Annotated in this window: 24 protein-coding genes; 15 read left to right on the plus strand and 9 right to left on the minus strand. The window is 69.2% G+C overall.

Annotated features, from left to right (window positions below; translation table 11 throughout):
- Nucleotides 1–105: 105 nt before the first annotated feature.
- Together ABD154_RS01010 and ABD154_RS01015 are read right to left on the minus strand one after the other, a co-directional pair.
- Nucleotides 106–1,512 carry an SLC13 family permease gene (locus ABD154_RS01010; RefSeq protein ID WP_211978834.1) on the minus strand — a complete coding sequence of 469 codons (1,407 nt, stop codon included), beginning with the start codon at nt 1,510–1,512 and terminating at the stop codon, nt 106–108.
- Between the two features lie 155 nt (nt 1,513–1,667).
- Nucleotides 1,668–2,711: a YeiH family protein gene (locus ABD154_RS01015; RefSeq protein WP_211978835.1), complete on the minus strand. Its 1,044-nt coding sequence runs from the start codon at nt 2,709–2,711 to the stop codon at nt 1,668–1,670.
- A gap of 87 nt (nt 2,712–2,798) precedes the next feature.
- Between ABD154_RS01015 and ABD154_RS01020 the strand changes: the two genes are divergently transcribed.
- The 5 genes from ABD154_RS01020 (at nt 2,799) to ABD154_RS01040 (ending at nt 8,587) form a co-directional block, all read left to right on the plus strand.
- The gene (locus tag ABD154_RS01020) at nt 2,799–3,713 is read left to right on the plus strand and encodes a LysR family transcriptional regulator (protein ID WP_211978836.1); all 915 of its coding nucleotides are present in this window, start codon (nt 2,799–2,801) and stop codon (nt 3,711–3,713) included.
- A 174-nt stretch (nt 3,714–3,887) separates the two neighbouring features.
- Nucleotides 3,888–5,156 (plus strand): trans-sulfuration enzyme family protein, encoded by a 1,269-nt coding sequence (locus ABD154_RS01025; protein ID WP_344249447.1) that lies wholly within the window; start codon nt 3,888–3,890, stop codon nt 5,154–5,156.
- A gap of 144 nt (nt 5,157–5,300) precedes the next feature.
- The gene (locus ABD154_RS01030) at nt 5,301–6,059 is read left to right on the plus strand and encodes an enoyl-CoA hydratase-related protein (RefSeq protein WP_344249449.1); all 759 of its coding nucleotides are present in this window, start codon (nt 5,301–5,303) and stop codon (nt 6,057–6,059) included.
- A gap of 88 nt (nt 6,060–6,147) precedes the next feature.
- Nucleotides 6,148–7,785, plus strand: coding sequence for a long-chain-fatty-acid--CoA ligase (locus ABD154_RS01035; protein ID WP_344249451.1), 1,638 nt, complete (start codon nt 6,148–6,150; stop codon nt 7,783–7,785).
- Between the two features lie 79 nt (nt 7,786–7,864).
- Nucleotides 7,865–8,587, plus strand: a complete 723-nt coding sequence (locus tag ABD154_RS01040; protein ID WP_344249453.1) for a YceI family protein — start codon at nt 7,865–7,867, stop codon at nt 8,585–8,587.
- A gap of 46 nt (nt 8,588–8,633) precedes the next feature.
- Here ABD154_RS01040 and ABD154_RS01045 read toward each other — a convergent pair whose 3' ends face one another.
- On the minus strand, nt 8,634–9,953 hold the full coding sequence (locus tag ABD154_RS01045; RefSeq protein WP_344249455.1) for a chromate transporter: 1,320 nt from the start codon (nt 9,951–9,953) through the stop codon (nt 8,634–8,636).
- Nucleotides 9,954–10,136: 183 nt separating this feature from the next.
- Nucleotides 10,137–11,000, minus strand: coding sequence for a hypothetical protein (locus ABD154_RS01050; protein ID WP_344249457.1), 864 nt, complete (start codon nt 10,998–11,000; stop codon nt 10,137–10,139).
- Nucleotides 11,001–11,098: 98 nt separating this feature from the next.
- Between ABD154_RS01050 and ABD154_RS01055 the strand changes: the two genes are divergently transcribed.
- A complete protein-coding gene (locus ABD154_RS01055; RefSeq protein ID WP_344249458.1) occupies nt 11,099–12,073 on the plus strand; it encodes a 3-hydroxyacyl-CoA dehydrogenase NAD-binding domain-containing protein in 975 nt (324 codons plus the stop codon).
- A gap of 57 nt (nt 12,074–12,130) precedes the next feature.
- On the opposite strand, the gene ABD154_RS01060 is transcribed toward ABD154_RS01055, so the two are convergent.
- Nucleotides 12,131–12,484 carry a nuclear transport factor 2 family protein gene (locus tag ABD154_RS01060; protein WP_137824361.1) on the minus strand — a complete coding sequence of 118 codons (354 nt, stop codon included), beginning with the start codon at nt 12,482–12,484 and terminating at the stop codon, nt 12,131–12,133.
- Nucleotides 12,485–12,720: 236 nt separating this feature from the next.
- Between ABD154_RS01060 and ABD154_RS01065 the strand changes: the two genes are divergently transcribed.
- From ABD154_RS01065 to ABD154_RS01090, 6 genes are all read left to right on the plus strand, one after another.
- A complete protein-coding gene (locus ABD154_RS01065) occupies nt 12,721–14,103 on the plus strand; it encodes an NAD-dependent succinate-semialdehyde dehydrogenase (protein ID WP_344249462.1) in 1,383 nt (460 codons plus the stop codon).
- A gap of 182 nt (nt 14,104–14,285) precedes the next feature.
- The gene (locus ABD154_RS01070; RefSeq protein WP_344249464.1) at nt 14,286–15,665 is read left to right on the plus strand and encodes a short-chain fatty acid transporter; all 1,380 of its coding nucleotides are present in this window, start codon (nt 14,286–14,288) and stop codon (nt 15,663–15,665) included.
- Between the two features lie 328 nt (nt 15,666–15,993).
- Nucleotides 15,994–18,057, plus strand: coding sequence for a choline BCCT transporter BetT (gene betT / locus ABD154_RS01075; protein WP_344249466.1), 2,064 nt, complete (start codon nt 15,994–15,996; stop codon nt 18,055–18,057).
- A 52-nt stretch (nt 18,058–18,109) separates the two neighbouring features.
- On the plus strand, nt 18,110–19,522 hold the full coding sequence (locus ABD154_RS01080; protein ID WP_344249468.1) for a pyridoxal phosphate-dependent decarboxylase family protein: 1,413 nt from the start codon (nt 18,110–18,112) through the stop codon (nt 19,520–19,522).
- A gap of 41 nt (nt 19,523–19,563) precedes the next feature.
- A complete protein-coding gene (locus ABD154_RS01085) occupies nt 19,564–20,160 on the plus strand; it encodes a DNA-3-methyladenine glycosylase I (RefSeq protein ID WP_344249576.1) in 597 nt (198 codons plus the stop codon).
- Nucleotides 20,161–20,213: 53 nt separating this feature from the next.
- Complete coding sequence (locus tag ABD154_RS01090; protein ID WP_344249470.1) at nt 20,214–20,651, plus strand: NUDIX hydrolase; 438 nt, start codon at nt 20,214–20,216, stop codon at nt 20,649–20,651.
- A 22-nt stretch (nt 20,652–20,673) separates the two neighbouring features.
- On the opposite strand, the gene ABD154_RS01095 is transcribed toward ABD154_RS01090, so the two are convergent.
- Entirely contained in the window at nt 20,674–21,225 is a 552-nt protein-coding gene (locus ABD154_RS01095; RefSeq protein WP_344249472.1) for a hypothetical protein, read from the minus strand.
- A 114-nt stretch (nt 21,226–21,339) separates the two neighbouring features.
- Nucleotides 21,340–22,113 carry an arsenite methyltransferase gene (gene arsM, locus ABD154_RS01100; RefSeq protein ID WP_344249473.1) on the minus strand — a complete coding sequence of 258 codons (774 nt, stop codon included), beginning with the start codon at nt 22,111–22,113 and terminating at the stop codon, nt 21,340–21,342.
- Between the two features lie 84 nt (nt 22,114–22,197).
- On the opposite strand from arsM, the gene ABD154_RS01105 reads away from it, so the two are divergent.
- Both ABD154_RS01105 and ABD154_RS01110 read left to right on the plus strand, forming a co-directional pair.
- A complete protein-coding gene (locus ABD154_RS01105) occupies nt 22,198–22,551 on the plus strand; it encodes an ArsR/SmtB family transcription factor (RefSeq protein ID WP_344249475.1) in 354 nt (117 codons plus the stop codon).
- 49 nt (nt 22,552–22,600) lie between these two features.
- On the plus strand, nt 22,601–23,896 hold the full coding sequence (locus ABD154_RS01110; protein ID WP_344249477.1) for an MFS transporter: 1,296 nt from the start codon (nt 22,601–22,603) through the stop codon (nt 23,894–23,896).
- Nucleotides 23,897–23,975: 79 nt separating this feature from the next.
- Here the strand turns inward: ABD154_RS01110 and ABD154_RS01115 are convergent, their stop codons facing one another.
- Entirely contained in the window at nt 23,976–24,347 is a 372-nt protein-coding gene (locus ABD154_RS01115; RefSeq protein WP_344249479.1) for an ArsR/SmtB family transcription factor, read from the minus strand.
- Between the two features lie 16 nt (nt 24,348–24,363).
- Here ABD154_RS01115 and ABD154_RS01120 point away from each other — a divergent pair, with 16 nt between their 5' ends.
- Nucleotides 24,364–24,852 (plus strand): SRPBCC domain-containing protein, encoded by a 489-nt coding sequence (locus ABD154_RS01120; RefSeq protein ID WP_344249481.1) that lies wholly within the window; start codon nt 24,364–24,366, stop codon nt 24,850–24,852.
- Nucleotides 24,853–24,861: 9 nt separating this feature from the next.
- Here the strand turns inward: ABD154_RS01120 and ABD154_RS01125 are convergent, their stop codons facing one another.
- Entirely contained in the window at nt 24,862–25,227 is a 366-nt protein-coding gene (locus ABD154_RS01125; RefSeq protein ID WP_344249483.1) for a VOC family protein, read from the minus strand.
- Nucleotides 25,228–25,242 lie beyond the last annotated feature (15 nt).

Genomic DNA, 25,242 nt, shown 5'->3' on the forward strand with positions numbered 1-25,242 from the left:
CGAACTGCCTGCCGGCACCGTTGTCGCGGAAGCACGACGTGAACCGCAGGGACCATCGTCGCCGGTTGATACGGGTGAATTCCGCGACCGGCGAATTTCAGCCGGTCAGAACATCATCGCCGGCACGACGAGACCGCCGACGAGGACGATGGGCCCGATGATGACCATCGACATGCCGAACTTGACGAGGATCGCCGTCAGCCGCTGCTTCTGATCACCCGGTGCCGTCGCGACGACCGTGGCCCCGAGGGTCGAGAACGGTGAGACGTCGACGACCGCCGAGCAGATGCCGAGCGCTGCGATGAGCGCCCAGCCCGGCACCCCGCCGGCCTCGATGAGCGGCAGGGCGAGGGGGACGAGGGCGGCGAGGATGCCCGTCGTCGACGCGAACGCCGAGACGAGACCGCCGACGACGCAGAGGACGAACGCGGCGATGAGCGGGGAGCCGATCGCCTCGGCGCCCTCACCGAGGAGGTCGACGGCGCCCATCGTCTGGAGCACCCCGACGAAGGTGATGATGCCGCCGACGAGGAGCACCGTCGACCAGTCGATCTTCGGGATCGCCGCCTTGCCGGTGGCCGGATCGACGAGTGCGAGGATCGCCCCGAAGAGGAAGCACAGCAGCCCGATGTCCGGCTCCTGACCGAGGGCTGCGAGGACGACGACGGTGCCGATGAGGGCGACCATGAGCACGACCGTGAGGATCTGCACGCCCGTGAACGGCTCCGATGTCGTGGAGCCCGCCGAGGCGGTCGAGGAGTCGAAGAGCGCTTCGTCCTCGTCGTCCTCCCCGAAGGCGACCTTCGTCGCCGAGGCCCCACCGCGGGAGATCCGCGCGGCAGTGCCGGTCGCCTGTGCCGAGGCGGTGCCCGAGTCGGCCGCGGCCGCGCCGGCTCCGGCGGCCGCGGACTTCCGGGAGAAGAGGGAACGGCCGAACATGACGTAGGCGACGGTGAGCATGAGCAGGTAGACGACGACGGCGATGAGGAAGAGGAGGAACGGGTTGAGCCCGATGCCCGCACCTTCGGCGGTGCTGTAGGTGACGATGCCGTAGAGGCTCGTCGGGGCGAATCCGCCGGCGCCGATCGCGAAGCAGATCGCCAGGCCCATGAGCGCGTAGTCGACGTGGTACTTGCGGGCCACCTGCATGCCCACCGGCATCATGACGAGTCCGGCCAGGGGCGCGCCCATCGACGCGATGCCGGCGGTGATGACGAAGAAGACGACGGGCAGGAGCACCGCCGATGACCCCACCTTCTCCAGCGCCCAGTCGATGATCTTGTCGACGGTGCCGTTCTCCTGGGCGATCGCGAAGAAGTACGTCACCCCGGCGAGGAGGACCATGATCGAGAGCGGGAACTCGGCGATGATGTCCTCGACGGTCATGTCCGTGAGCAGCAGTCCGGTGCCGGCGGCGCCGACGAGCATGAGCACGCCGATGTGGACGCCGCGGATCGCTCCGACGGCGAAGAGTGCGATGAAGATGCCTAATGCGATGAGCTGAGCAAGCATGTCGTCCTCGAGGTAGCTGAGCAGTCTCTGTGGGCAATCGGGTGATCTGCTGTGAGACTACCAGCCGGTACGGACGCAGGGATGGAGCGCCGAGGTGGAACGCGCGAACTTCCCGACTATCGGCACAGCCGGTCGGGAAGTCAGGCGGCCTCGACTCAGGTCAGGAGGAGCGCACCGCCGAGGGCGACGAGGGCGACGACGACCGTCGTGATCGTGGCCAGGGCGATCGGGCCGCCGCCGAGGCTCTTGAGCGCGCGCCACTGCACACCGCGGCCGAGGGCGAACATCGCCATCGACAGGCACACCGTCTGCAGCCACCCCAGGCCGGTGACGGCGACCTCGGGGAGGAGCCCGAAGGTGCGCAGCGCGGCCATCGCGAGGAACCCGAGGACGAAGAGGGGAACGATCGGCGGGCGCTTGCCGGCCGGCGCGGGAACGACAGTGTTCTCCGCGTCCGCGGGGCCCGCCTCGGCGGTCGAGGCCCTCACCTTCGCCTCCGACCGGCGCATCGCGAGCTCGAGGACCGCGACGGTCGGGGCGAGCATGATGACGCGGGCGAGCTTGACGAGCACGGCCACCTCGAGGGCGGCAGGGCCGATGATCCCGCCGATCGCGACGACCTGGGCGACCTCATGGGTCGAGGCGCCCGCCCACATGCCCGCGGTCACCGCAGGCAGGCCGAGGGCGCCGCTGGCCAGGGGGATCGCGGCGATCATCACGGTGCCGAAGAGGACGACGAGGCCGATCGCGGCGGCGACGTCCTCCTTCTTCGCCTTCATCGTCGATTCGATGCCGGCGACGGCCGCGGCCCCGCAGATGCCGAAGCCGCAGCCGATGAGGAGTGCGAGGTCGCCGTCGACGCGGGTGGCGCGGGCGAGTCCGACGCTCGTGACGATGCCGACGGCGACGACGACGGCGGCGAGGACGAGGACGGGCCAGCCGAGATCGAGGATGTCCCCGAAGACGACCTGCGCGCCGAGGGCGACGATGCCCAGGCGCAACAGCGGCTTGGCGGCGAAGTCGAGTCCCGGCTTGAGGGAGTCGGGGAGATTCGGGGCGACGTTGCCGAGGATGACACCGAGGATGATCGCGACGAGCAGCGGGGAGATGACGGGGGCGAGGGTCGAGATCGGCCACGCGATCGCGGCGGCTGCCGCAGCGAGGCCGAGACCGGGGAGGAGTCGGCGGACTGTGTTCATGGACTCCAGTCTTCCCCGCGGCCGGGAGGTCCGGTAGACGGTGATTTCGCGTCGACCCATATCGAATTGATATGCCATGATGGCGGTATGCGCGATGTGTCGGATATGCAGCGGTGGCCGGAGCTGCGGGCCCTCGGGCTGCTCGTCGCCCTGAGCGGGGGCGCGCAGTCGATCGGTCAGGCCGCCGAGGCGGTCGGCATCGCCCAGCCCAACGCCTCCCGCAGCCTCACCGGCCTCGAACGCGAACTCGGAGTCCCCCTCCTCACGCGCTCGCCGCGCGGCACCGAACTCACCGCCGAGGGCCAGGCCGTGGCCGAATGGGCCGCGCAGGTCATCGACGCCTACAGTGCCCTCAACGCCGGCACCCGCGCCATCCAGGAGGCGCGGGCGGGGAACGTGCGCGTCTGCGCGTCCCTGACCGTCGCCGAATACCTCCTGCCGAGCTATCTCGCGACCTTCACCTCGGCGCATCCGGGCATCGACGTCGGCCTCGGGGTCGAGAACTCCGCGGCCGTCGTCGCCGAGGTCCGCGCGCAGCGCTGCGACATCGGCCTTGTCGAATCCGTGTCCCTGCCGCCGGGGTTCCCCGCCGCCGTCATCGGCCACGACCGCCTGATGATCGCCGCCGCCCCGTCCTATGGGCAGACGTGGACGGAGCCGATCACCGCCGAGGCGCTCGCCGGGATCCCTCTCCTCGTCCGTGAGGTCGGGTCGGGAACGCGGGAGGTCATCGACACCGCGCTCGCCGAGTTCGGCGGGGCGACGATCGCCGGGGAGTACCGGTCGAACTCGGCGTTGAGGGTCGCCGCAGCCACGGGCGTCGCACCCGTCGTCCTCTCCGATCTCGCCCTGCGCGACGACTTCCGGGCGATGCGACTGGCCCCGCTGCCGGTCGCCGACGACGTCGACCTCGACCGGGCCCTCCATGCGCTGTGGTCGCCGAAGCGCAGGCTGTCGCAGGGGGCGCGGGCGCTTCTCGACCATATGATCGCCGCACAGTAGTCGGTCGCGGCACAGTAGGCAGTCGCGCAGGGCAGGCCGTGCCGCAGACGACTGAGCCGTGCCGGACCGGCCGCGGTGGACTGAGCCGCGGCGGACTGGCTCGCACAGGCTTGGGCTGACCGCGCGGGCGAGACGTCAAAGCGGCGCGGCCTCCGCTCTGCCTATATTGAGGCCATGACGACTCGTGACCCCGCACGCCCGACCCCTGCCTTCGCACCCGAGACCGTCCTCGTCGAGGCGGCCCGACCGCCGCGCGCGACCGGCGCCTCGGTCAACCCGCCGATCGAACTGTCCTCGACATTCATCGGCACCACCGAGGTGAATGACTCCGCGTACGCCTACGGACGGTTCGCGACTCCCGCCTGGACACCGTTCGAGGCCGCGCTCGGCGAACTCGAACACTCGGCGCTGCCGGCACTCGTCTTCGGATCGGGGCTCGCCGCGATCGCCGCGGTGCTCGCCCTCGTGCCCCGCGGCGGCACCCTCGTCATGCCCACGCACGCCTACCAGGGATCGCTCCAATCGGCACAGGAGCTCTCCGCGCGCGCCGGATTCTCCGTCGTCAGCGTCGACATCGCCGACACCGACGCCGTCGTCGCCGCTCTCGACGACATTGTCACGGACGATGCCTCTGCCGGGAACGACGCCGGGGACGTCGCCGCCGGGGACAACGCCGGGGGCGAGAAATCTGACCCCGGCACCGCCTCGGCGCTGCTGTGGATCGAATCCCCGACGAACCCGATGCTCGAGGTCGCCGACATGCCCGCCCTCATCGCCGCCGCACGTGAGCGCGGCATCCGCGTCGCCGTCGACAACACCTTCGCCACGCCCCTGCTCCAGACGCCGCTCGACCTCGGCGCCGACATTGTCGTCCACTCGGTGACGAAGTACCTCGCCGGACACTCCGACGTCGTCCTCGGCGCCGTGATCACCGGCGACCCGGCACTCCGGGAGCTGCTGCTGACCGAGCGGTCGATGCGCGGGGCGATCGCCGGGCCCTTCGAGGTGTGGCTGGCGCTGCGCGGGATGCGCACGCTCTCAGTCAGGCTCGAGCGCGCGCAGGCGAACGCCCAGACCCTCGCCGAGCGCCTGAGCCGCCGAGCCGGCGTCGTCGAGGTCCGCTACCCGGGACTGCCCAACGATCCCGGTCACGCGCGAGCGAGCGCGCAGATGTCCGGTTTCGGGGCGATCGTCGCCTTCACCGTCGACACGGCGGAGCAGGCCACCGCGATCGCCGAGGCGGTCCAACTGTGGACGCCGGCGACCTCGCTCGGCGGGGTCGAGTCCCTCATCGAACGCCGGCGCCGCCATGCCTCGGAGCCAGCCTCGGTACCCGAGGGCCTGCTGCGGCTGAGCGTCGGCATCGAACACGTCGACGACCTCTGGGCCGACCTCGACGCCGCGATCACCGCGGCCACGGGGGAGACCGGAGAGGGTGCGTGAGCGGCCGCGACGCCCGCGTGAGTCGAACCCGCGCCACCGTGACCTGAGATTTCCGCCTCGCGTTGCAGAAGTGTGACCCACGACAACTTAACGTGCGTTAAGCTTGGCGCAGGGAAACCCATCTCCGTCAGCGAAGGAGCCGTCTTGAGCTCAAGTGTCCTCGTCGATCACCGTGACGGTGTCGCGACCATCGCGATCAACCGCCCCGACACCCTCAACGCGCTCAATGCCGAAGCGTTCCGCAGCCTCGGGGCTGCCATCGCCGAGGCGGCAGCCGATGCCCGCGTCATCATCCTCACCGGCAGCGACCGATCCTTCAGCTCAGGTGCTGACCTCCAGAGCGGCAACGACGACGTCACCCTCGACCTCGACGAGGCCAACGCGATCATCCGCGCACTCATCGACGTTCCCGTCCCCACCATCGCCGCGGTGTCCGGGCCGGCCGCCGGGATCGGCTGCTCGCTGGCGCTGGCCTGCGACTACGTCGTGATGAGCGAGGACTCCTACCTCATGCTCGCCTTCGCGAAGATCGGCCTCATGCCCGACGGCGGGGCCACCGCCCTCGTCGCCGCCTCGGCGGGTCGCCACCGCGCGATGAAGATGGCGCTGACGGCAGAGAAGGTGTGGGCACCGGAGGCCCTCAACTGGGGACTGGCGAGCGAGGTCGTGCCCGCCGGAGAGCAGCTCACCCGCGCCCGCGCACTCGGCACCGCCTGGGCCCAGGGCGCACCGCTGGCCTTCTCCCGCTCGAAGTCGGCGATCAACGAAGCGAGCCTGACCTCCCTCGACGACGCCTTCAGCCGGGAATCGGCCGACCAGACCTACCTGCGCGGCACCCGCGACTTCGCCGAGGGGGTGTCGGCCTTCATCGAGAAACGCGTCCCCCGCTTCGTCGGCCGGTGACGCCGACTCGCCGCGGCACCCGCCCACCGCCTCGGCGAGCGCACCCGCACCACAAGCCCCACCACGAGTGAACGAACAAAGGAGTCTCATGCTCACTGGCATCCCGTCGACCCTCGGCGACAGCTACCAGCTCAACACCACGTCGATGATCAGGCACGCGGCCACGGTCTTCGGCGAACAGGAAGTCGTCTACCGCAACTCGGACGGATCGTGGGGACGATCGAACTACGCCGACGAGTTCAAGCGGATGGCGCAGCTCGCCCACGGCCTCACCGAACTCGGCGTCGGCGCCGGTTCGATGGTCGGCGTCCTCGACTGGAACTCCCGCCGCCACTTCGAGCTCTACTTCGCCGTCCCCGGACTCGCGGCCACGATGCTCCAGCTCAACCTCCGGCTCGCCCCCGAAGACCTCGCCTACGTCGTCAGCCACTCGAAGTCCGACTGGATCTTCGTCGACGAATCCCTCCTGCCTGTCGCCGAGGCGCTCGCCCCGAAGCTCGACGTCAAGGGGTGGGTCGTCATGACCGACAGGCCCGCCGGCGAGATCGAGACGACGCTGGAGAACGTCGTCTTCTACGAGGACCTCATCAAGGACAAGCCCGACACCTACGACTGGCCCGTCGTCGATGAGAAGACCGCCGCCTACGCCGGCTACACGACCGGCACCACGGGCAGGCCCAAGGGCGTCTACTACTCGCACCGGTCGATCTACCTCCACACGATGGGCGGCCTCGCCGCGCTGGGCGCTTCGTTCGACGACACGATCATGCCGATCACCCCGATGTTCCACGTCCTGTCCTGGGGATTCCCACAGAACGCCGTCGCCGCCGGGGCCAAGCTCGTCCTGCCCGGCAAATTCGCCGCCGAGGAATTCGGGGCGATCGCCAAGGCGTTCATCGCCGAGAAGGTCACGCTCGCCAACGGCGCACCGGCGATCTTCGCGCCGATGCTCGCGATGATGAAGGACATGCCGCAGCCGCCTGATCTCAGCGGTGTGCGCCTCGTCTCCGGCTCCTCCGAGCCGCCGCTGTCGATGATGCGCGGGTTCAAGGAGATCACCGGGGCCGATGTCATCCACGGCTACGGGGCGACGGAGACGACGCCGCTGGCGACGACGAACTGGCACATCAAACCCGGACTCGACATGGACGAGGAGGAGCGTTGGGACTTCAAGCGCTACCAGGGTCTGCCGGTCATCGGCGTCGAGGTCAAGGTCGTCGACCCCACCGGTGAGGAGCTGCCCCGCGACGGCAAGTCGATGGGTGAGGTCCTCATGCGCGGCCCGTGGATCACCGAGTCCTACTTCCAGCTGCCGGACAACTCCGAGCGCTTCCTCGACGGCTGGTGGCGCTCGGGCGACGTCGGGGTCATCTTCCCCAACGGCTACCTCAAGCTCACCGACCGACTCAAGGACGTCATCAAGTCCGGCGGCGAGTGGATCTCCTCGATCGACATGGAGAACGCGATCCTCGACAGCCCGAGCGTCAAGGAAGCCGCCGTCATCGGCGTCCCCGACGAGAAGTGGCAGGAGCGGCCCGTCGCCTACGTCGTCGCCGAAGACGGCGCCGAGGTCACCCGGGAGACGATCGTCGAGGTCCTCGGCGACCGGTTCGCGAAGTGGCAGCTGCCCGATGAGATCATCGTCACCGACGAACTGCCGCGCACCTCGGTGGGCAAGCTCGACAAGAAGCTCCTGCGCAAGACCTGGGAGGACGCCGAGGCCTGATCCGCTCCCAGGGACTGTCCAGTCCCTCTGCAGGTGAAGGGCCTGGTTGAGCAGTAGTTGAAGTTTGTACGGTGACAGTATGACGAACTCAACTGCAGCTCGCCGGCCCTTCTACTCCCGCCCGCTCGTGTGGATCATCGCTCTCATCGCCATCGCTGTGCTCGTCGCAGGAGCGCTGGTCGGCACGAAGCTCTACACCTCATCACAGAACACCGCGGCTCCCACGGAGTTCGCCAACGAGGACATCGCCTCAGGCTCAGGAGGCACCGACGGTGCGGCAGGGAGCATCGCCGGACAGTGGACGATCGGGGAGGGATCGGAGGCCGGATACCGGGTCGACGAGGTCCTCAACGGCGAGGACGTCACCGTCGTCGGTCGCACTCCCGACGTCACCGGCGACATCACGATCGACGGCAGCGAGCTCACGGCCGGGACGGTGAGCGTCGATCTGCGGACCGTGACGACCGACAGCTCCCGGCGCGACAACTACTTCTCCGGGCAGGCCATCGACACGAACGCGAACCCGGAGGCGACGTTCACCGCGACCGGACCGGTCGACCTCACAGCGCTGAGCGACTCCGGCAGCGCCGAGATCGACATCCCGGGCACCCTCGAGATCAACGGGCAGACCCAGGACGCGACGGCGCAGACGACAGCGACCCGCGCCGACACCGGCCTCTCCGTCGTCGGGGCGATCGACGTGACCTGGCAGGACTACGGAGTGGAACCGCCGAACCTCGGCTTCGTCTCCGTCGAGGATGCCGGCGTCGTCGAATTCTCCCTCGCGCTCTCCCAGGGCTGAGGCCCGAACCCCGCCCCCGATCCCAGCCGATCGGGGGCGAGTGCGCTCAGAGCGCGATCGCGCCGATCGCCGCGGCGATGAGGACGACGGCCCACGCCGGCAGGTTCCACCGAGTCAGGGCGATGAACGCGGCGAGTGCGATCGCCAGCGTCGCCGGGCTGGTGATGCCCTCGACGAACACCGGGTCGAAGAGCGCGGCGCCGAGGAGGCCGACGACGGCTGCGTTGACCCCGAGCAGGGCGCGGCGGGCGTGGACCGAGCCGTGCAGACTCTGCCAGAACGGCAGGGCCCCGACGGTGAGCAGACCGGCGGGGAGGAAGATCGCGAGCAGCGCGATCGTCGCACCGAGGAGGCCCGTCGGGTCCGTCGTCATCGACGCTCCGAGGAAGGCCGCGAAGGTGAAGAGCGGTCCGGGCACCGCCTGCGCCGCACCGTAGCCGGCGAGGAAGGTCTCACTGTCGACGAGGCCGGCCCGCACCGTCTCCGCATCGAGCAGCGGCAGGACGACATGCCCACCGCCGAAGACGAGCGAACCGGCGCGGTAGAAGATGTCGGTCAGCCGCAGCGTCGGATCTCCGGAGACGGCCGTTGCGATCGGCAGGAGGACGAGGAGGGCCGCGAAGACGAGGAGAGCGGCGGCCCCGACCCTCTTCGACACGGAGACCCGGAACCCCGTCGGCGCGCTCGCCTCCGACTCCGCTGACCGGTCCGACTCGGTCCCGTCCGAGGAGTCTGTCTCCTCCGCGGAGGCCGACGTCTCCTCCGCGGATGAGGCGGCCGCGGCGGCCGCCTCGGCGCGGATCTTCGCCTCCTCCGGTCGCAGCCAGGTGAGGCCGAGACCGGCCCCGACGATGATCGCCAGCACCTGCACGATGGGGGAGGGGATGAGGAGGACGATGATCGCGGCGAGGCCGGCGATCGTCGCGCGTTTGGCATCCGGGGCCAGCGACTTCCCCATCCCGAGGACGGCGCCGGCGACGATGGCGACCGCGGCGGCCTTGACGCCGTCGAGCCACCCGGTGCCGAGCGCATCACCGAACGCGTCGAATCCGTAGGCGAAGGCGACGAGCACGATCGCCGAGGGCATGGTGAACGCGAACCACGCCGCGAGCAGGCCGCCGAACCCGGCGCGCTGCAGACCGATGGCCATGCCGACCTGCGATGATGCCGGCCCGGGAAGGAACTGGCAGAGCGCGACGACATCGGCGTAGGCGGTATCGGTCAGCCACCGGCGGCGGGCGACGAAGGTCTCGCGGAAGTAGCCGAGGTGCGCGACGGGGCCGCCGAAGGAGGTGAGGCCGAGGCGCAGGAAGACGCGGAAGACCTCGCCCACCGTGCCCGGGTGCCGCGTGACCGTTGTGCTCATCCGCTCTCCTCGTTCATCGACTCGCGCACCGACCGCCGTGTGCGGCGTGCGTCCGCGGCCCAGTCAACGGCGTGAACATGACGGACAGGTGAACTCGGGTTCGGGAGCGTCGGCCCCAAGATCGTCGGCCCCGGGAGCGTCGAAACCTGGGGGAATCGAGGCCCGGGACAGTCAGTCCTCGGCTCACGGATGGTGGAGGAGGTACGTGCCGCCCTTGAGGCACGTGTCGAGCACCCAGCCGTCGGCGACGAGGGCGGTGAGCGATTCGCGCAGCGCCAGGCGCCACCGCGTCGCGAGCTCGGGGTCGTGGCGGCGGAGGTTCTCGATGTCGGAGGGGAAGTCGAGGGAGACGACGGCGGCCTCCCGCGGCACCTCGGAGACGAGCGGGGCACCCGACGCGTCGGCGCGCAGGCACGCGAACGCGGCGTCGGCGGAGACCGCGGGCACCCGGGCCGGCCGGTCGAGCGGCCACGACACCATCATCCGGTCGCTGGCCTGACCGGCGTTGACGCCGTCGCGCATCTGCCCGTAGAAGTCCTCGAGGTATTCGACCATGCTCACGCCGAGGCGCTGGAAGTTGAAGTACGCGTTGCGGGCGATGAGCGGATCGAACGTCCACGTCATCTCCGTGATCCCCAGCCGCAGACACCACAGCCGCTGGTGGAGCTTCATCGCCGATCCCGCGCCGTGCCCGATGTGCTCGTGCCGCACCCCGGCGATGTGGGAGTGCATGACGGTGCCGAGCGGCTGGCCGAAGAATCCGATCGTCACCCCGATCATCTCCGCAGGGTCGTCACGGCTGTACGCCGCCGAGACGTAGTTGCCGGCATGGGCGAAGGCGACGATGAGCCCGGGTTCGAGGACGTTCGTGCCGGTCTGGTCGACGTTCCACACCTCGTCGAGGAGCAGTGAGGCCTCGGCCGCCTCGGCGGCGGTGTGGAGTTCCCGGACCTCGACGTTCGCCATCTCGGCGGCGGCCGCGAACTCGTCCTCGGCCACAGCCAGGGTCTCGGAGTCGACGGGTCTGAGTCCGGGGTGCGCTGCCATGGTGTCATTGTGCCACTGAACGCCCCGGTGAGAGCCGTCACGGGCGAAGATTTTCGTCGCTCTCAAGGGCCCCTGCCGTGCCGGTATAGCCTGGGTGCATGTCGTTCACAGTCGCCGTCATCGGGGCCGGCACCATCGGCCGCTCCTTCGCCCGTCTCTTCGCCGGTTCGGGATACGACGTCATCGTCGTCGATCCCCGGGACGACCTCGCCGAGGTGGTCGCAGGCATCCGTGCCGACGTTCGCACCGATGCCGCCGCCCGTGCCGCAGCCGTGGAGGAGCGCGACCCCGACCTCGTCGGCTCGGACCTCGACGAGACGGCCGCGCGGGCACGGACCGGCACCGTCGACCTCGCGGACTCGCTCGAGGAGGCGGTCGCCTCGGCGGGATTCGTCCAGGAGTCCGGCCCCGAGGACCCGGACGAGAAGCCCCGGCTCTTCGCCCGGATCGCCGCGGCGGCACCGGCCGAGGCGGTGCTCGCGACCTCGTCGTCGACGATCCCCGCCTCCCACATCGCCGGTGCCCTGCCCGCCGAGGCGGCCGCCCGGGTCATCGTCGGCCACCCCTTCAATCCGCCGCACCTCATGCCGCTCGTCGAAGTCGTCCCCTCCCCGGTCACGAGCTCCGAGACGCTCACCCGCGCCGTCGAGTTCTACCGCAGCTGCGGACGCGAACCCGTCGTCCTCGCCCGCGAGGTCCGCGGATTCGTCGGCAACCGCCTGCAGAACGCGCTGCTCAAGGAGGCGATCGCGCTCGTCGAGAACGGGGTCGTCACCGCCGCCGACCTCGATGCGGTGATGCGGAACTCACTGGGCCTGCGGTGGGCGGCCGTCGGCCAGTTCGAGGGCATGCACCACGGCGGGGGAGAGGCCGGGATCCGCGGGTTCACGCACCACATCGGCCCGGCGTTCGCCGCGATCGACGACCTGCCCCTCGACCTCGGCGATGAGGCGATGGAGACGGTGTTCGCGCAGGTCGAGGACGCCTATGGGGCGACGCCGAGCCCGGCAGCGGCCGCCGAGCGCGACCGGATCCAGCGCGCCGTGCTCAGAGCGCGCGGGCAGGCGCAGTAGCGCGCGGGCACGCGCAGAACGATCAGCTGCGCGGTCACGCCCAGCCCTGAGACCAGCTCAGACGGCGCCGACGTAGAAGTACGAGGTGCGGGTGCTGATGAGGCCCTCGGCGTCGAAGCGGAAGAAGTCGGCGAAGCCCACCGTCGTCTCCGAGCCGTCCTTGAGGCGACCGGCGAAGGTGCCGCGGCTGGCGGCGGCCTCACCGTCGACGAGGATCTCGGCGAGTTCGTGGGCACCGGATTCGATGACGCGCTCGCCGAGGTAGAAGTCCGTGATCTGCTGCCCGACCATCGTCGGGTAGCCGGGACGGTCGTAGGTGGCGTCGGCGGCGAAGAGCGCGGCGGTGGCCACGGGATCCCCGGCGTCGACGGTCGTGTAGTAGCGCTTGACGAGATCTGTGACTGAGGTCATAGCGCCAACTTAGCATTCGCCGCCGGTGCCCGGGGGTCGAGGCATCGATCCCCGGGCATCCGCGGGCGAGCGAGGCGAGCATGCCGGCACGAGCAAGCATCCAGGGAATTCGGTGGGAAGGGGAATTGCCGCGGACCCGGATCGGCCATAGCGTGGGACGTACACGCGGTGACCACCTCGGCGAGGGCCTGCGGTCACCGACGATTCCCGGCATCGAAGCAGAGAAGAGGTCCATCATGTCCACCCTGTATCGCGTCACCAACCCCGCCACCGGAGACGTCGTCGAGGAGTTCCCGACGGCCACGGACGCGGAGATCATGGCCGCCATCGACCGGTCGGCGACGACGTTCACCGAGTGGAGCCAGACCCCGGTCGCCGAACGCGCGGCCCTGCTCACGCGGGTCGCGGAGATCTACGCCGCACGCGCCGAAGAGCTCGCCGAGGTCATCCGGCTCGAGATGGGCAAGTCCGTGCCCGAGGGCAAGGGCGAGGTCGCGCTGAGCTCGGCGATCTACCGCTACTTCGCCGACAACGCCGAGGCGTTCCTCGCCGATGAGCCGCTGCGCGGTCCCGAGGACGGCACCGCGTGGATCCGCCGCAAGCCCGTCGGCTCGCTGCTCGGCATCATGCCGTGGAACTTCCCGTACTACCAGGTCGCCCGCTTCGCCGCCCCGAACCTCGCGCTCGGCAACACGATCCTGCTCAAGCATGCCCCGCAGTGCCCGCGGTCGGCGGCGATCATGGAGGAGATCTTCGCCGAGGCGGGTCTGCCCGAGGGCGCGTACATCAACATCTACGCGAGCAACGAGCAGGTCGCCGACCTCATCCTCCCCGACCCCCGCAACCAGGGCGTGTCCCTGACCGGTTCCGAACGCGCCGGAGCCGCCGTCGCCGCGGAGGCGGGCAAGAACCTCAAGAAGGTCGTCCTCGAACTCGGCGGCTCCGACCCGTACATCCTCCTCGACACCGAGGATGTCGCGAAGAGCGCGAAGACGTTCTTCAACACCCGGATGGGCAACACCGGCCAGGCCTGCAACTCGCCCAAGCGGATGATCGTCATGGACGACGTCTACGACGAGTTCCTCGAATCGATCACCGCCGCCGCGAAGAAGGCCACTCCCGAGGTGCCCGGTGAGGAGGGCTCGCGCCTGTCCCCGCTGTCCTCGGTCGCCGCCGCCGACCGCTTCGTCGAACAGGTGCAGGACACCGTGAGCCAGGGTGCGACCCTGCTCGCCGGCGGGAAGAAGTACGAGGGCGGAGGCGCCTACGTCGAACCCGTCGTCCTCGCCGACGTCGAGAAGGGCATGCGCGGCTACTACGAGGAGCTCTTCGGCCCCGCCGTCATCGTCTACAAGGTGAGCAGTGAGGACGAGGCCGTCGAACTCGCCAACGACACCCCCTTCGGCCTCGGGGCCGCCGTGTTCTCCGGCGACGTCGAGCGCGCCGAGCGCGTCGGCGCGCAGATCGACTCGGGCATGGTCTTCATCAATGCGCCCGAGGGCTCACGCGAGTACCTGCCCTTCGGCGGCGTCAAGCGCTCCGGCGTCGGGCGTGAGCTCGGCCCGCTGGCGATGGACGAGTTCGTCAACAAGCAGCTCGTGTTCAAGAGCGACAAGTGAGGGCTGAGGGCTCATCACGGCGGGAGGGCCTGAGCGCCCGCCGCAGCTGAGTCCGACCCGGCGCAGAAGGCGTCGTCCGCATCCGCGGACGGCGCCTTCGCCGTGTGCGAGTCCCTGCTGGCGGTGACGGTGCTCACTGTATCCTGAAGTGATACACAGCACTTTCCCAGCAGGAGGTCCTCATGTCGGCACCGACGCCGTCTGCCCACAAGAACGTCGCGGCCTCGAAAGGGGTGATGCGACCGATCAACCGGGTCCTCGAGCAGTGGATCCCCTCGGCCCTGACCTTCGCGATCGTGCTCACCCTCATCGTCGCCGTCCTCGCCTTCATCCTCACCGGGGCGAGCCCGGTCGAGGTCGTCACGAGTTGGGGCGTCGGCCTCTCCGGGCTGCTCGAGTTCATGACGCAGATGTGCCTCATCCTGCTCCTCGGCCACATCCTCGCCAACACCGGCCCCGTCCAGGCGCTGCTCTCCCGGCTCGCACAGGTGCCGGGATCCCCGGCATTCGCCTACGTCTTCGTCTTCCTCGTCGCCGCCGTCGCGAGCCTCATCACGTGGGGACTCGGCCTCGTCGTCGGTGCGCTTCTGGCCAGGGAGGTCGCCGTCCAGGCGCGCCGGCGCGGCATCAAGGTCCATTTCCCGCTCCTCGTCGCCGCCGGCTACTCCGGAATGGTCGTCTGGCACATGGGCTACTCGGGGTCGGGTCCGCTGACCGCCGCGACCCCGGACTCGTTCCTCGCCGACTCCCTCGGCGGTGAGATCGTGCCCGTGAGCGAGACGATCTTCTCGACCTGGAACCTGCTCGCCATCCTCGGCGTCATCGTCGTCTGCAGCATCCTCTTCTACCTCATCGCCCCGAAGCAGGGCGCCACGGTCTACGAGATGCCCGAATCGATGTCCTCGGGGGAGCGCGGCCCCCTCGTCGAGGAGATCGTCACACCCGCTGACCGCATCGACGCCTCCCGCATCCTCACCCTCGTCATCGGCCTCGCCCTCGTCGCCTACCTCATCATCCACTTCGCCCAGGGCGGGGGACTGACCCTCGACATCGTCAACTGGTCCTTCCTCGCCCTCATCTTCCTCCTCGTGCGGAACCCGTTCGAACTCATCGCCCTGACCAAGGACGCGGCATCGAACGTCGGGGAGATCCTCCTCCAGTTCCCGCTCTACGCCGGCATCCTCGGCATCATGTCCGGCACCGGACTCATCGCAGTGTTCTCCGATGCGTTCGTCTCGATCGCCAACCCCGTCTCCTTCGGCGTCCTCGCGCTGCTCTCGGCGGGCCTCGTCAACTTCTTCGTCCCTTCCGGCGGCGGCCAGTTCGCCGTGCAGGGTCCGATCATGCTCGACGCGGCCAACCAGCTCGGCGTCGACCCGTCGATCGCGATCATGGCGGTGTCCTACGGCGACCAGTGGACGAACATGCTCCAGCCGTTCTGGGCGCTGCCGGTGCTCGCGATCGCCGGCCTGAAGATGCGCGACATCCTCGGCTACACGTTCATCACGTTCCTCGGCTCGGGAGTCGTCATGGCGACGGTCCTCCTCCTCGTCTCACTCTGAGGAGATCCGTCCAGGCGGTGGCCCGAGCGTCCGCTCGGGCTGCGCCTGGGCTGGTCAGCGGACCACAGGCCCTCTGCGGGGCCACGGGACTGTGGTCCGCGTCTCATTTTGCAAAGAATTCAGGGGTGCGCTACCCAAATTTCAGATATGGTAGCCTCCATCGTCGGTTGCCGGAAGTGCGGCGGCCTGTGATCATCGAGTCCGGGACACGGCTCTCCAAGACCCCCAATCCCCAATCTCGTGTTGCCCATGTACCCCTAGTTGCCCCATGAACCCCCAGTTGCCCATGACATCGCGGCGGTCGGTCGCCGGACGAGGGAGCGAAGAGATGACACTCCAGGCAAAGCAATCCAACGAGGACGCGGCGGGCAGGCCGAAGAAGAACCTGCCGCCGGTCAACAAGCGCGTCTTCATCGCGGCGGCCGTCGGCACGCTCGCCATCACACTGTGGGCGTTCCTCGCCCCCGTCAACGCCCAGGCCGTCCTCGGTGCTGTGGTCGGGTGGACCTCGGACTGGTTCGGCTGGTTCTACGTCCTCCTCGTCGCGATCGTCCTCGTCTTCGTCATCTACCTCGCCGCCTCGCGGTACGGGTCGACGAAGCTCGGTCCCGAGCATTCGAAGCCCGAATTCGGTCTCCTGTCGTGGGCGTCGATGCTCTTCGCCGCCGGCATCAGCACCGACCTCATGTTCTTCGCCGTGGCCGAACCCGTCACGCAGTACCTGCAGCCGCCGAGCACGGAACCCGAGACCGTCGACGCCGCCCGTGAGGCGACCGTGTGGACGCTGTTCCACTACGGGCTCAGCGGCTGGGGCCTCTACGCCCTCATGGGCATCGCGCTCGCCTACTTCGCCTACCGGATGAATATGCCGCTGGCGATCCGCTCGGCACTCGCCCCGCTCTTCGGCAAGCGGGTCCAGGGGACGCTCGGCGACTCCGTCGACTTCGCAGCCCTTCTCGGCACGATCTTCGGTGTGGCCACGTCGCTCGGCATCGGCGTCGTCATGGTCAACGTCGGCCTCAACGTCGTCTTCGGCCTGCCCGTGTCCGTGGCGTCCCAGGTCGCCATCGTCGTCATCGGCGTGGGCGTGGCCACGCTCTCAGCGGTCTCCGGCGTCGACAAGGGCATCAAGTTCCTCTCCCTGCTCAACGTCTTCGCCGCGATCGCCCTGAGCATCTGGGTGCTCGTGGCCGGCAACACACAGTTCCTTCTCAACGCGTTCGTCCTCAACGTCACCGACTTCGTCCGCCTCTTCCCTAACATGGTGGGCCAGACCTTCGCCTTCGAGGACACCGGCACGTGGATGACGGACTGGACGCTGTTCTTCTGGGCCTGGTGGATCGCCTGGGCATCCTTCGTCGGTCTCTTCCTCGCCCGCATCTCGCGGGGCCGCACGATCCGGCAGTTCGTCATCGGCACCCTGACGATCCCCTTCATCTACATCTTCATGTGGATCTCGATCTACGGGAACTCCGCACTCGACATCATCCGCAGCGGCAACCTGGAGTTCGGGGAGCAGACGATGCTCAATCCCGAGGGCGGCTTCTACGAGCTGCTCGCCCAGTACCCGGCCTTCACCGTCGTCGCCGCTCTGGCAACCCTCACTGCCCTCCTCTTCTACGTCACCTCGGCGGACTCCGCGGCCCTCGTCATGGCGAACCTCTCCTCGTTCCTGCCCACCCCGCAGGACGACGGACGGGCGGGGCTGCGGATCTTCTGGGCCGTGCTCACCGGTGCACTGACCGTGGCGATGCTCATCGTCGGCGGGATCGGCGCGCTGCAGAGTGCGACGGTCATCATGGGTCTGCCCTTCGCCTTCGTCATCATCCTCGTGATGATCGGCCTCTACAGAGCCCTGCGCGTCGAAGGCAACCGCGTCGACAGCGTCGAGCAGAGCCTCTCGGGCTCGCTCGCCCGCCGGTCGGGCCGGGGATCGGAGACGTGGAAGAAGCAGCTCTCCCGGGTGCTCGCGTTCCCCAGCGGGAGCAAGGTCCGCGACTACGAGCAGAACGTGCTCCTGCCGACGATGCAGGAGATCGCCGAGGAGATGCGCTCCCGCGGCATCTCCGCCCGCTGCGGGCGGGTCGACTCCGAGGGGCGCTTCGACGACAACGGCGACCTCGTCGAACTCGAGGTCGACGGCGAGGGCCAGTACCCGTTCCGCTACCAGGTGTGGCCGCACAAGGTCAGTGTGCCGTCGTTCGGCGGCCGCGTCCCGCGCGGCACCGAGGACTACTACCGGATGGAGGTCTACCTCGACGGCGGAGCCGGTCAGGGCTACGACATCATGGGCTACACGAAGGACCAGCTCATCGATGACGTCCTCGACAAGTACGAGCGCCACGTCGAGTTCCTCCACATGCAGGAGAACATCGCCGGCGGCACCGAGTGATGCGGCGGGACTCGGGCCGCGGATCCGGCGCGCGTCGCCGGGCGGTGCGCCGGTGACGCCCGAGGAGTTCCGGCGGCACGGCCACGACCTCATCGACTGGATCGCCGACTACCGCGCCTCCCTGCCGCAGCGGCCTGTGCGCGCGAGTGTCGCCCCCGGTGACATCGCCGCTCAGCTGGCCGCCTCGGCGCCGGAGGAGGGGGAGGACCCGACCGCGGTGCTCGGGGACCTCGATGACATCGTCATACCCGGGCTCACGCACTGGCAGCATCCGCGGTTCTTCAACTTCTTCCCCGCCAACAGCGAGCTCTCCTCGGTGCTCGGGGACATCGCGAGTTCGGGGCTCGGAGTGCTCGGGCTGTCCTGGGAGGCCTCCCCGGCGCTGTCGGAGGTCGAGCAGGTCGTCCTCGGGCGGGCCCGCGACCTCTTCGGGCTGCCCGCGGACTTCCGCGGGGTCATCCAGGACACGGCCTCGACGGCGACGCTGCTCGCGATGCTCGAGGCCAGGGAGCGCGCCTCGGACTTCGCGATGATGGGACCCGGGCTCACCCAGGCGAGCGCTCCGCTGACGGTCTACCTCAGCCCGTACGCGCACTCCTCGGTGCGCAAGGCCGTGCTCCTCGCCGGGTTCGGGGAGGACCAGATCCGCTGGGTCGACGTCGACGAGGACTTCGCGATGGATCCGGAATCCCTCGCCGAGGCGGTCGCCGCCGACCGTGCGGCCGGTGCCGTCCCCGCCGCGGTCGTCGCGACGTGCGGAACGACGACGACCACGGGACTCGACCCGCTCGCGGCGATCGGGGAGGTCGCCGCCGCGCGCGGACTGTGGTTCCACGTCGATGCCGCGATGGCCGGCTCCGCCCTCATCCTCCCGGAGATGCGGGGCATGGCAGACGGCATCGATCGCGCCGATTCGCTCGTCATCAACGTCCACAAGTGGTTCGGGGTCGCCTTCGACTGCTCCCTGTTCTTCGTCCGCGATCCCGCCCATCTCGAGGCGGTGATGTCGACGAACCCCTCGTACCTGCAGTCCGATCGGGACGCCGAGGTGACGAACCTCCGCGACTGGGGTGTGCCCTTGGGACGCCGGTTCCGGGCGCTCAAACTGTGGTTCATGCTCCGCATCGAAGGCGCCGAGGCGATCCGCGCCCGCCTGCGCCGCGACCTCGAGAACGCCCGCTGGTTCGCCGCGCAGGTCGAGGCCGAACCGGACTGGACCGTCGTCGCCCCCGTGCCCCTGCAGACCGTGTGCATCCGCCATGAGCCGCCGGGCCTGAACGGGGAGGACCTCGACGCGCACACCCGGGAGTGGGCGCGGGCCGTCAACGACTCCGGGCGCGCGTACGTGTCCCCGTCGACGCTCGACGGTCGGTGGATGGTGCGGATCTCGATCGGCTCCCTGACGACGGAGCGCAGCGACGTCGCAGCGCTGTGGGAGACTCTCAAGGAGGCAGTGGCACCGTGAGGGAGGAGACGAGCACAGTGGAGTCCAGCGCAGCGGAGACGATGGCAGGCGGTCCGGTCGTCGGTGAGGACGGTCTCGCGCGCACCCCGTGGGCCTATGGGGATCCGCTCCTGCTCGAGTACTACGACACCGAGTGGGGTCTGCCCGTGCGCGATGAGTCCGGGCTCTTCGAGCGCCTCAGCCTCGAGGGCTTCCAGGCGGGACTGTCGTGGCTGACGATCCTCAAGAAGCGCGAGCGGTTCCGCGAGGTCTTCGCCGACTTCGATGTCGACACCGTCGCCGGCTACGGTGACGCCGAGGTGGCAGCCCTCCTCGCCGATCCCGGCATCATCCGCCATCGCGGGAAGATCGAGGCATGCATCGGCAACGCCCGGGCGATCATCGCGCTGCGGGACTCCGGCGGCATCGCCGAGTTCATCTGGAGCTTCCGGCCCGCGCAGACCCCGACACCGCAGACGATCGCCGAGGTGCCCACGACCTCCCCGGAATCGGCGGCCCTGTCGAAGGCGCTCAAGCGCGAGGGGTTCCGCTTCGTCGGTCCGACCACGATGTATGCGCTCATGGAGGCCGTCGGTATGGTGGACACGCACCTCGTCGGCTCCCATCGCCGAGGCGCCTCCGGCCTCTGGTCGGACTGACCCGGACACTGGTCTGACTGACCCGGACACCACCGCCTCGGCGAAAGGACACCATGAGGGACATCCGCGTGAGCGCGCTCGTCGTCATCCACCCCGACCGCCCGGAGCTGCTCATGGTCCGCAAGACCGGGACGACGTCGTTCATGCTGCCCGGAGGCAAACCGGAGGCCGGTGAGACCCCGGAGGACACGATCATCCGGGAGATCGCCGAGGAGCTCGGACTCGACCTCGATCCCGCCCGGCTCTCGCCGCTCGGGGAGTTCACCGCGGCGGCCGCCAATGAGGCCGACCATCGGGTCATCGGCGACGTCTTCGTCTACGACGGTGTGCCGACCGGGCTCGACCTCACCGACATCAGGCATCAGGCCGAGATCGCCGCGGCCGGATGGTTCCCGTGCGATCCGATGCCCGCCGACACCGTCGAGCGCCAGTTCGCCCCGCTCACCCGGGATCGGGTGGTGCCGGCGCTGGCGGCGGCCGGCGCGCTCTGAGGCTGCCGGACGTCGGCGACGCTCAGCCCTGCGGCTGGCGGGAGTACGCGACGAGGGCGCGGTAGAGGTCGAGGGGAGCGCAGTTCGCGCCCTTGGCCAGGGACTTCACGAGCTTCCGGTAGGAGGTGTAGTCGACATGCGACGGGTTGGCGGATTCGAGCAGGCCATGGTCGTGGAGGACGCCGACGGCACGGGCGTCGAGGATCGCGTACTTCTTCGGATCGAAGACGGTGAGCAGGGCGCTGGCCAGAGGGTTGCCGACTCCCGGGAGGACCTTGAGGAAGGGCAGGCGCAGATGGTTCGGGGTGTCCTCGTCGAGGGCGACGGCGGTGACGTAGTCGATGTCGTCGCCGGAGAGCTTCTCGGCCATCGGCAGCACCGCGACGGCCTTCCACTCGACGACCTTGAGGAAGTTCTTGCGCTTGTAGCCCTCGCGGCGCACGACCTTCGGAGCGATCGAATCGAAGATCTCAGCCTCGAGCTCGGTGAGTTCGTACAGGGGCTCGTAGCGGAGGACGAAAGCCGTGTCGATGAGGCCGGAGGACGGGCTGTCGGGAAGCTGCGACGAGGTCATGCCGCGATTCTACAGAACGTCGAGGAACACCAGATGACAGCTCTCTCCATGGGAGACGGCACGTCCGACCAGCGGAGATCAGCGGGCGGGCAACGGGCGCTTCTCGGTCAGTCGTCAGGGCATCGGCTTGGCAGCGCGAACGATCGCGGCGTGCATTCCCGGGGCCACCTCGTGCGTGAACTCCACCTCGGCATCGGTGAAGCCTGCGCTGCCAAGCCCCTCCAGATACTCCGCTTGGGACAGCGCCCCGGCGATGCAGCCGACGAACGAACCGCGCTCCTTCCGTTCTGCGGGGGTGACGCTGTCGTCGGCGACGACGTCCGAGATGCCGATGCGTCCGCCCGGGGCGAGCACGCGGAACATCTCAGCGAGCACCGCAGTCTTGTCGGCGGAGAGGTTGATGACGCAGTTGGAGATGACGACATCGACGCTCTCATCGGGCAGGGGGACGTCCTCGATCGTGCCCTTGAGGAATTCGACGTTGTCGGCTCCGGCCTTCTCTCGGTTCGCCTCGGCCAGCTCGAGCATCTCATCGGTCATGTCCACTCCGTAAGCGAAACCGGTGGCACCGACCCGGCGGGCGGAGAGGAGAACGTCGATGCCGGCACCGGATCCCAGGTCGAGCACGCGTTCGCCGTCGCGGAGGTCGGCCACCGCCGTCGGATTCCCGCAGCCCAGGCTGGCCTCGAGGGCCTCGATCGGCAGGGAGTCCGTCGCACTCGGGTCATAGAGGGCTGAACCGAAGCGATTGTCCTCGGCGGGACAGCAGCCGTTGCCCGACGCTTCATCGGCGAGCAGCTCCGAGTTGGCGGCCCCGGCGGCTGCGGCTGTGGCCGCTCTGGCGTAGCGGGCACGCACCTGCTCGCGCAGCTTCGGATCGTCGCTCATTGCGCAGTCCTTCCGTCAGAAGTGTTGACATCGATGGTTGTCGATACATCGACAGTTGTCAATGCATTGAATAGACTTGTCGTCATGACTGATTCGTCGCTTCTGCCCTCGTCGTCGGCTGCCTGCGACGCGCTGCAGGCCGAGGCTCCCGCGGACGCGGATCTGGCCGCGCGGTTCAAGGCGCTCGGCGATCCCACGCGACTGCACCTGCTCAGACTCATCGCCGCAGCTGACGGCAGAGAAGCCTGCGTCTGCGAACTCACCGATCCGGTCGGTCTCTCGCAGCCGACGGTGTCTCATCACATGAAGCACCTCGTCGCAGCCGGATTGGTGACACGAGAACAGCGGGGCCGCTGGGCGTACTACTCGTTGGTCCCGGAGGTGCTCGCCGACCTCGGCGGATGGCTGCTGGGATCGATGGCGGGACCGCGCGCCTGATTGCGAGATCCGCAACCGCCTCGGCGATGCGATGACGTAACGTGCGAGTATGGATGATCGTCGCACTCTGACCCCGGCCCTGCTCGGGCTCGTGTGGTCGGCGATGTTCGGCTTCTCCGGGTTCTTCCTCAGCTATTCGACGATGGTCTCGATCGGGGCGATCGGCGGGCTCGCGACCGTCACCGGCGGTGCGGTGCTGACGACGATGATGATCGGCGTCATCGCCGTCCAGCCCTTCGCCCCGTGGCTAGGCGCGCGGCTCGGCCTGCGCGCGGCCCTGCTCGTCGCCCTCGGACTCCAGGTGCTCGGGCAGGTGTGCGGCCTCATCGTGACGCAGCCGCTGCTCAGCCTCGTCCTCGCCGGGGTGTTCGGCGGCATGGGGTTCGGTCTCTTCGTCGTCCTCGCCAACGCCGCGGTCCCGGGGACGGTGGCACCCCGCCGGTTGGGGAAGGCGCTCGGCATCTTCGGCGGCATCACCTCGCTCGCGGCGGCCCTCGGTGCGCCGTTCGGCCTGTGGCTCATCGGCGTCGTCCCCGTGTGGTCGTTCCGCCTCATCGCGTGCGGAACCCTGCTGCTCGCCGCACCGACGATCATCCGCTTCCTGCCGGGGCGTGTGCCGGTCCCGCCGCCGGGCGCCGCGCGCGACGGGCTGCCGGGCACACACCGCGCCGTTGACGCTGATGCTCAGGCGGCAGATTCCGGTGCTGGTGCCCGGGGGTCGGGCGCCGACGTCGGTGCCCGGGGTTCGGGCCCTGATGCCGGCCGCGGGATGTCCTCGCAGGGCCGGGGCCGCCTCGGCGAGATCCTTCCTCTGCTCACCATGCTCGCGCCGTTCCTCATCGGCATGGTCACCTTCGGACTCATCGTCGGCTTCGGCCCGGGGGAGGGGATCGCCACTCCGGCGATCTACATCGGGATCATGCAGGTGTTCTCCGTCATCGGACGCTTCGCCGCCGGAGCCGTCGCCGATGCGCGCTCGCCGCTCGGGCTCAACCTCGCCGGCGTCGGCCTGTCCGCCTGCGGCCTCATCGTGACCGCGATCACCGGCGGGGGAGTCGTCCTCGGGCTGGCGATGGCGGTGGTCGGGCTGGGGCTGGGCACCCTCCAGTCGGCGAGCCTCGTCATGGCGTTCACCGCCGTGAGCACTCCGGCGCGGGCGAGCGTCGCGTGGAACATGAGCTTCGACATCGGCCTCGGCATCGCCGGGGTCATCGGCGGGGTGGGGTTCACCTACCTCGGCGACACCGTGACCTTCCTGCTGTGCGCCGGGATCCTCGTGCTCGCGGGACTCGTGTCATGGATCGTCGCCGCGCGGCGAGCCGGCACCACACGTGAGCGGGACTAGAGGGAGCAGACTGCGGACTTCACCCTGGACCCGGCGCAGACTCCGCGACCGGCCAAGATGAGTGCGCGCAGTGGCCGGGTCATTCGTCCGCGGTGTCGAGGGAGGCGAGGAGTTCGACGGCGGCATGAGCGTAGTCGCCGATCCATCGGTCGTGGATCCGCTTGATCGGCAGCGGTGCCAGGGCGAGCACCCGGGTCCGGCCGACCCTGCGACCGGTGAGCAGCTCGGCGTGTTCGAGCACACGGATGTGCTGGAGGACGGTCGTGCGATCGAGGTCGGGGAACTCGGCGGCGACGGCGCCGGTCGTCCGCGGTTCGGCACGGAGGAGGTCGAGGATGCGACGCCGGGTCGGATTCGCGAGCGCCTTGAACACGGCGTCGTCGCGGGAGTCGGCGGATCCGCTCTCCGCGCGGTCGCCTCGGCGCGAACCTGTTCCCTTCCCCTCAGGCATGTGGTAAAAATATCACATGAATGATGAGCAGAACGACAAGCAGGCCCCGCTGGAGGAGCTCTCCTTCACCGTCACCGGCTACATCTCGAAGACGCCCCATGAGACCTATGAGGCGGTGGCCGACCCCGAGCAGCTCTCGAAGTACTTCACGACCGGCGGCGCCCGCGGCCGACTCGCCCCCGGCGCCGAGGTGACCTGGGACTTCGCCGACTTCCCCGGGCGCTTCCCGGTCGATGTCATCGAGACCGTCCCCGATGAGAAGATCGTCATCGCGTGGGAGGGCTCGGAGCACACGACGACCCCGAAGACGACGACGACCTTCGAGTTCGCGCCGGTCGACGACGGAACCCGCACGCTCGTGACGATCACAGAGAAGGCCTGGAAGACGACGGTCGGCGGTGCCGAGGGCGCCTTCGGCAACTCCATGGGCTGGACCGGAATGCTCGCCGCGCTCAAGGCGTGGGTCGAATACGGCATCAACCTCCGCGAGGGCTTCTACAAGTAGGCCGGCGCCTCAGTCGACCGGCGAGACCCGGATGAGGTTGCCGTCGGGATCGGCGACGACGAACGTGCGCCCGAAGACCGCATCGTGCGGCTCCTCGACGACGGACACGCCCTTCGCTTTCCACTCGGTGAAGGTCCGGTCGACCGCCTCGGCGGATCCGGGGACCATGAGCCCGACCTCCGCGGTGCGGGCACCCGCCCGGGCGATCGCCTCGGCGCCTCCGCTCCACACCGCGAAGAGGACATCGGGTGCGACCTCGAAGGAGACGTAGCGCGGGGTGACCATCTCCGGCTCCATTCCGAAGAGGTCGGAGTAGAACGCGGTCGAGGCCTCGGTGTCGGTGACGTAGATGAGGAAGAGGTTCGGGGTGGACATGGTGGCTCCTTCACT

Origin of the sequence: Brevibacterium sanguinis (assembly GCF_039528855.1) — a bacterium.
GTDB lineage: Bacteria > Actinomycetota > Actinomycetes > Actinomycetales > Brevibacteriaceae > Brevibacterium > Brevibacterium sanguinis.

Excerpts from the sequence above, each read along its gene's own strand:
- ABD154_RS01055 (WP_344249458.1), top strand. The coding sequence starts at position 11,099 with ATGTCGTTCACAGTCGCCGTCATCGGGGCCGGCACCATCGGCCGCTCC.
- ABD154_RS01065 (WP_344249462.1), top strand. The coding sequence starts at position 12,721 with ATGTCCACCCTGTATCGCGTCACCAACCCCGCCACCGGAGACGTCGTC.
- ABD154_RS01085 (WP_344249576.1), top strand. The coding sequence starts at position 19,564 with ATGGCAGGCGGTCCGGTCGTCGGTGAGGACGGTCTCGCGCGCACCCCG.
- ABD154_RS01020 (WP_211978836.1), top strand. The coding sequence starts at position 2,799 with ATGCGCGATGTGTCGGATATGCAGCGGTGGCCGGAGCTGCGGGCCCTC.
- betT (WP_344249466.1), top strand. The coding sequence starts at position 15,994 with ATGACACTCCAGGCAAAGCAATCCAACGAGGACGCGGCGGGCAGGCCG.
- ABD154_RS01070 (WP_344249464.1), top strand. The coding sequence starts at position 14,286 with ATGTCGGCACCGACGCCGTCTGCCCACAAGAACGTCGCGGCCTCGAAA.
- ABD154_RS01095 (WP_344249472.1), bottom strand. The coding sequence starts at position 21,225 with ATGACCTCGTCGCAGCTTCCCGACAGCCCGTCCTCCGGCCTCATCGAC.
- ABD154_RS01040 (WP_344249453.1), top strand. The coding sequence starts at position 7,865 with ATGACGAACTCAACTGCAGCTCGCCGGCCCTTCTACTCCCGCCCGCTC.
- ABD154_RS01015 (WP_211978835.1), bottom strand. The coding sequence starts at position 2,711 with ATGAACACAGTCCGCCGACTCCTCCCCGGTCTCGGCCTCGCTGCGGCA.
- ABD154_RS01105 (WP_344249475.1), top strand. The coding sequence starts at position 22,198 with ATGACTGATTCGTCGCTTCTGCCCTCGTCGTCGGCTGCCTGCGACGCG.
- arsM (WP_344249473.1), bottom strand. The coding sequence starts at position 22,113 with ATGAGCGACGATCCGAAGCTGCGCGAGCAGGTGCGTGCCCGCTACGCC.
- ABD154_RS01010 (WP_211978834.1), bottom strand. The coding sequence starts at position 1,512 with ATGCTTGCTCAGCTCATCGCATTAGGCATCTTCATCGCACTCTTCGCC.
- ABD154_RS01050 (WP_344249457.1), bottom strand. The coding sequence starts at position 11,000 with ATGGCAGCGCACCCCGGACTCAGACCCGTCGACTCCGAGACCCTGGCT.
- ABD154_RS01090 (WP_344249470.1), top strand. The coding sequence starts at position 20,214 with ATGAGGGACATCCGCGTGAGCGCGCTCGTCGTCATCCACCCCGACCGC.
- ABD154_RS01125 (WP_344249483.1), bottom strand. The coding sequence starts at position 25,227 with ATGTCCACCCCGAACCTCTTCCTCATCTACGTCACCGACACCGAGGCC.
- ABD154_RS01120 (WP_344249481.1), top strand. The coding sequence starts at position 24,364 with ATGAATGATGAGCAGAACGACAAGCAGGCCCCGCTGGAGGAGCTCTCC.
- ABD154_RS01045 (WP_344249455.1), bottom strand. The coding sequence starts at position 9,953 with ATGAGCACAACGGTCACGCGGCACCCGGGCACGGTGGGCGAGGTCTTC.
- ABD154_RS01035 (WP_344249451.1), top strand. The coding sequence starts at position 6,148 with ATGCTCACTGGCATCCCGTCGACCCTCGGCGACAGCTACCAGCTCAAC.
- ABD154_RS01060 (WP_137824361.1), bottom strand. The coding sequence starts at position 12,484 with ATGACCTCAGTCACAGATCTCGTCAAGCGCTACTACACGACCGTCGAC.
- ABD154_RS01025 (WP_344249447.1), top strand. The coding sequence starts at position 3,888 with ATGACGACTCGTGACCCCGCACGCCCGACCCCTGCCTTCGCACCCGAG.
- ABD154_RS01110 (WP_344249477.1), top strand. The coding sequence starts at position 22,601 with ATGGATGATCGTCGCACTCTGACCCCGGCCCTGCTCGGGCTCGTGTGG.
- ABD154_RS01115 (WP_344249479.1), bottom strand. The coding sequence starts at position 24,347 with ATGCCTGAGGGGAAGGGAACAGGTTCGCGCCGAGGCGACCGCGCGGAG.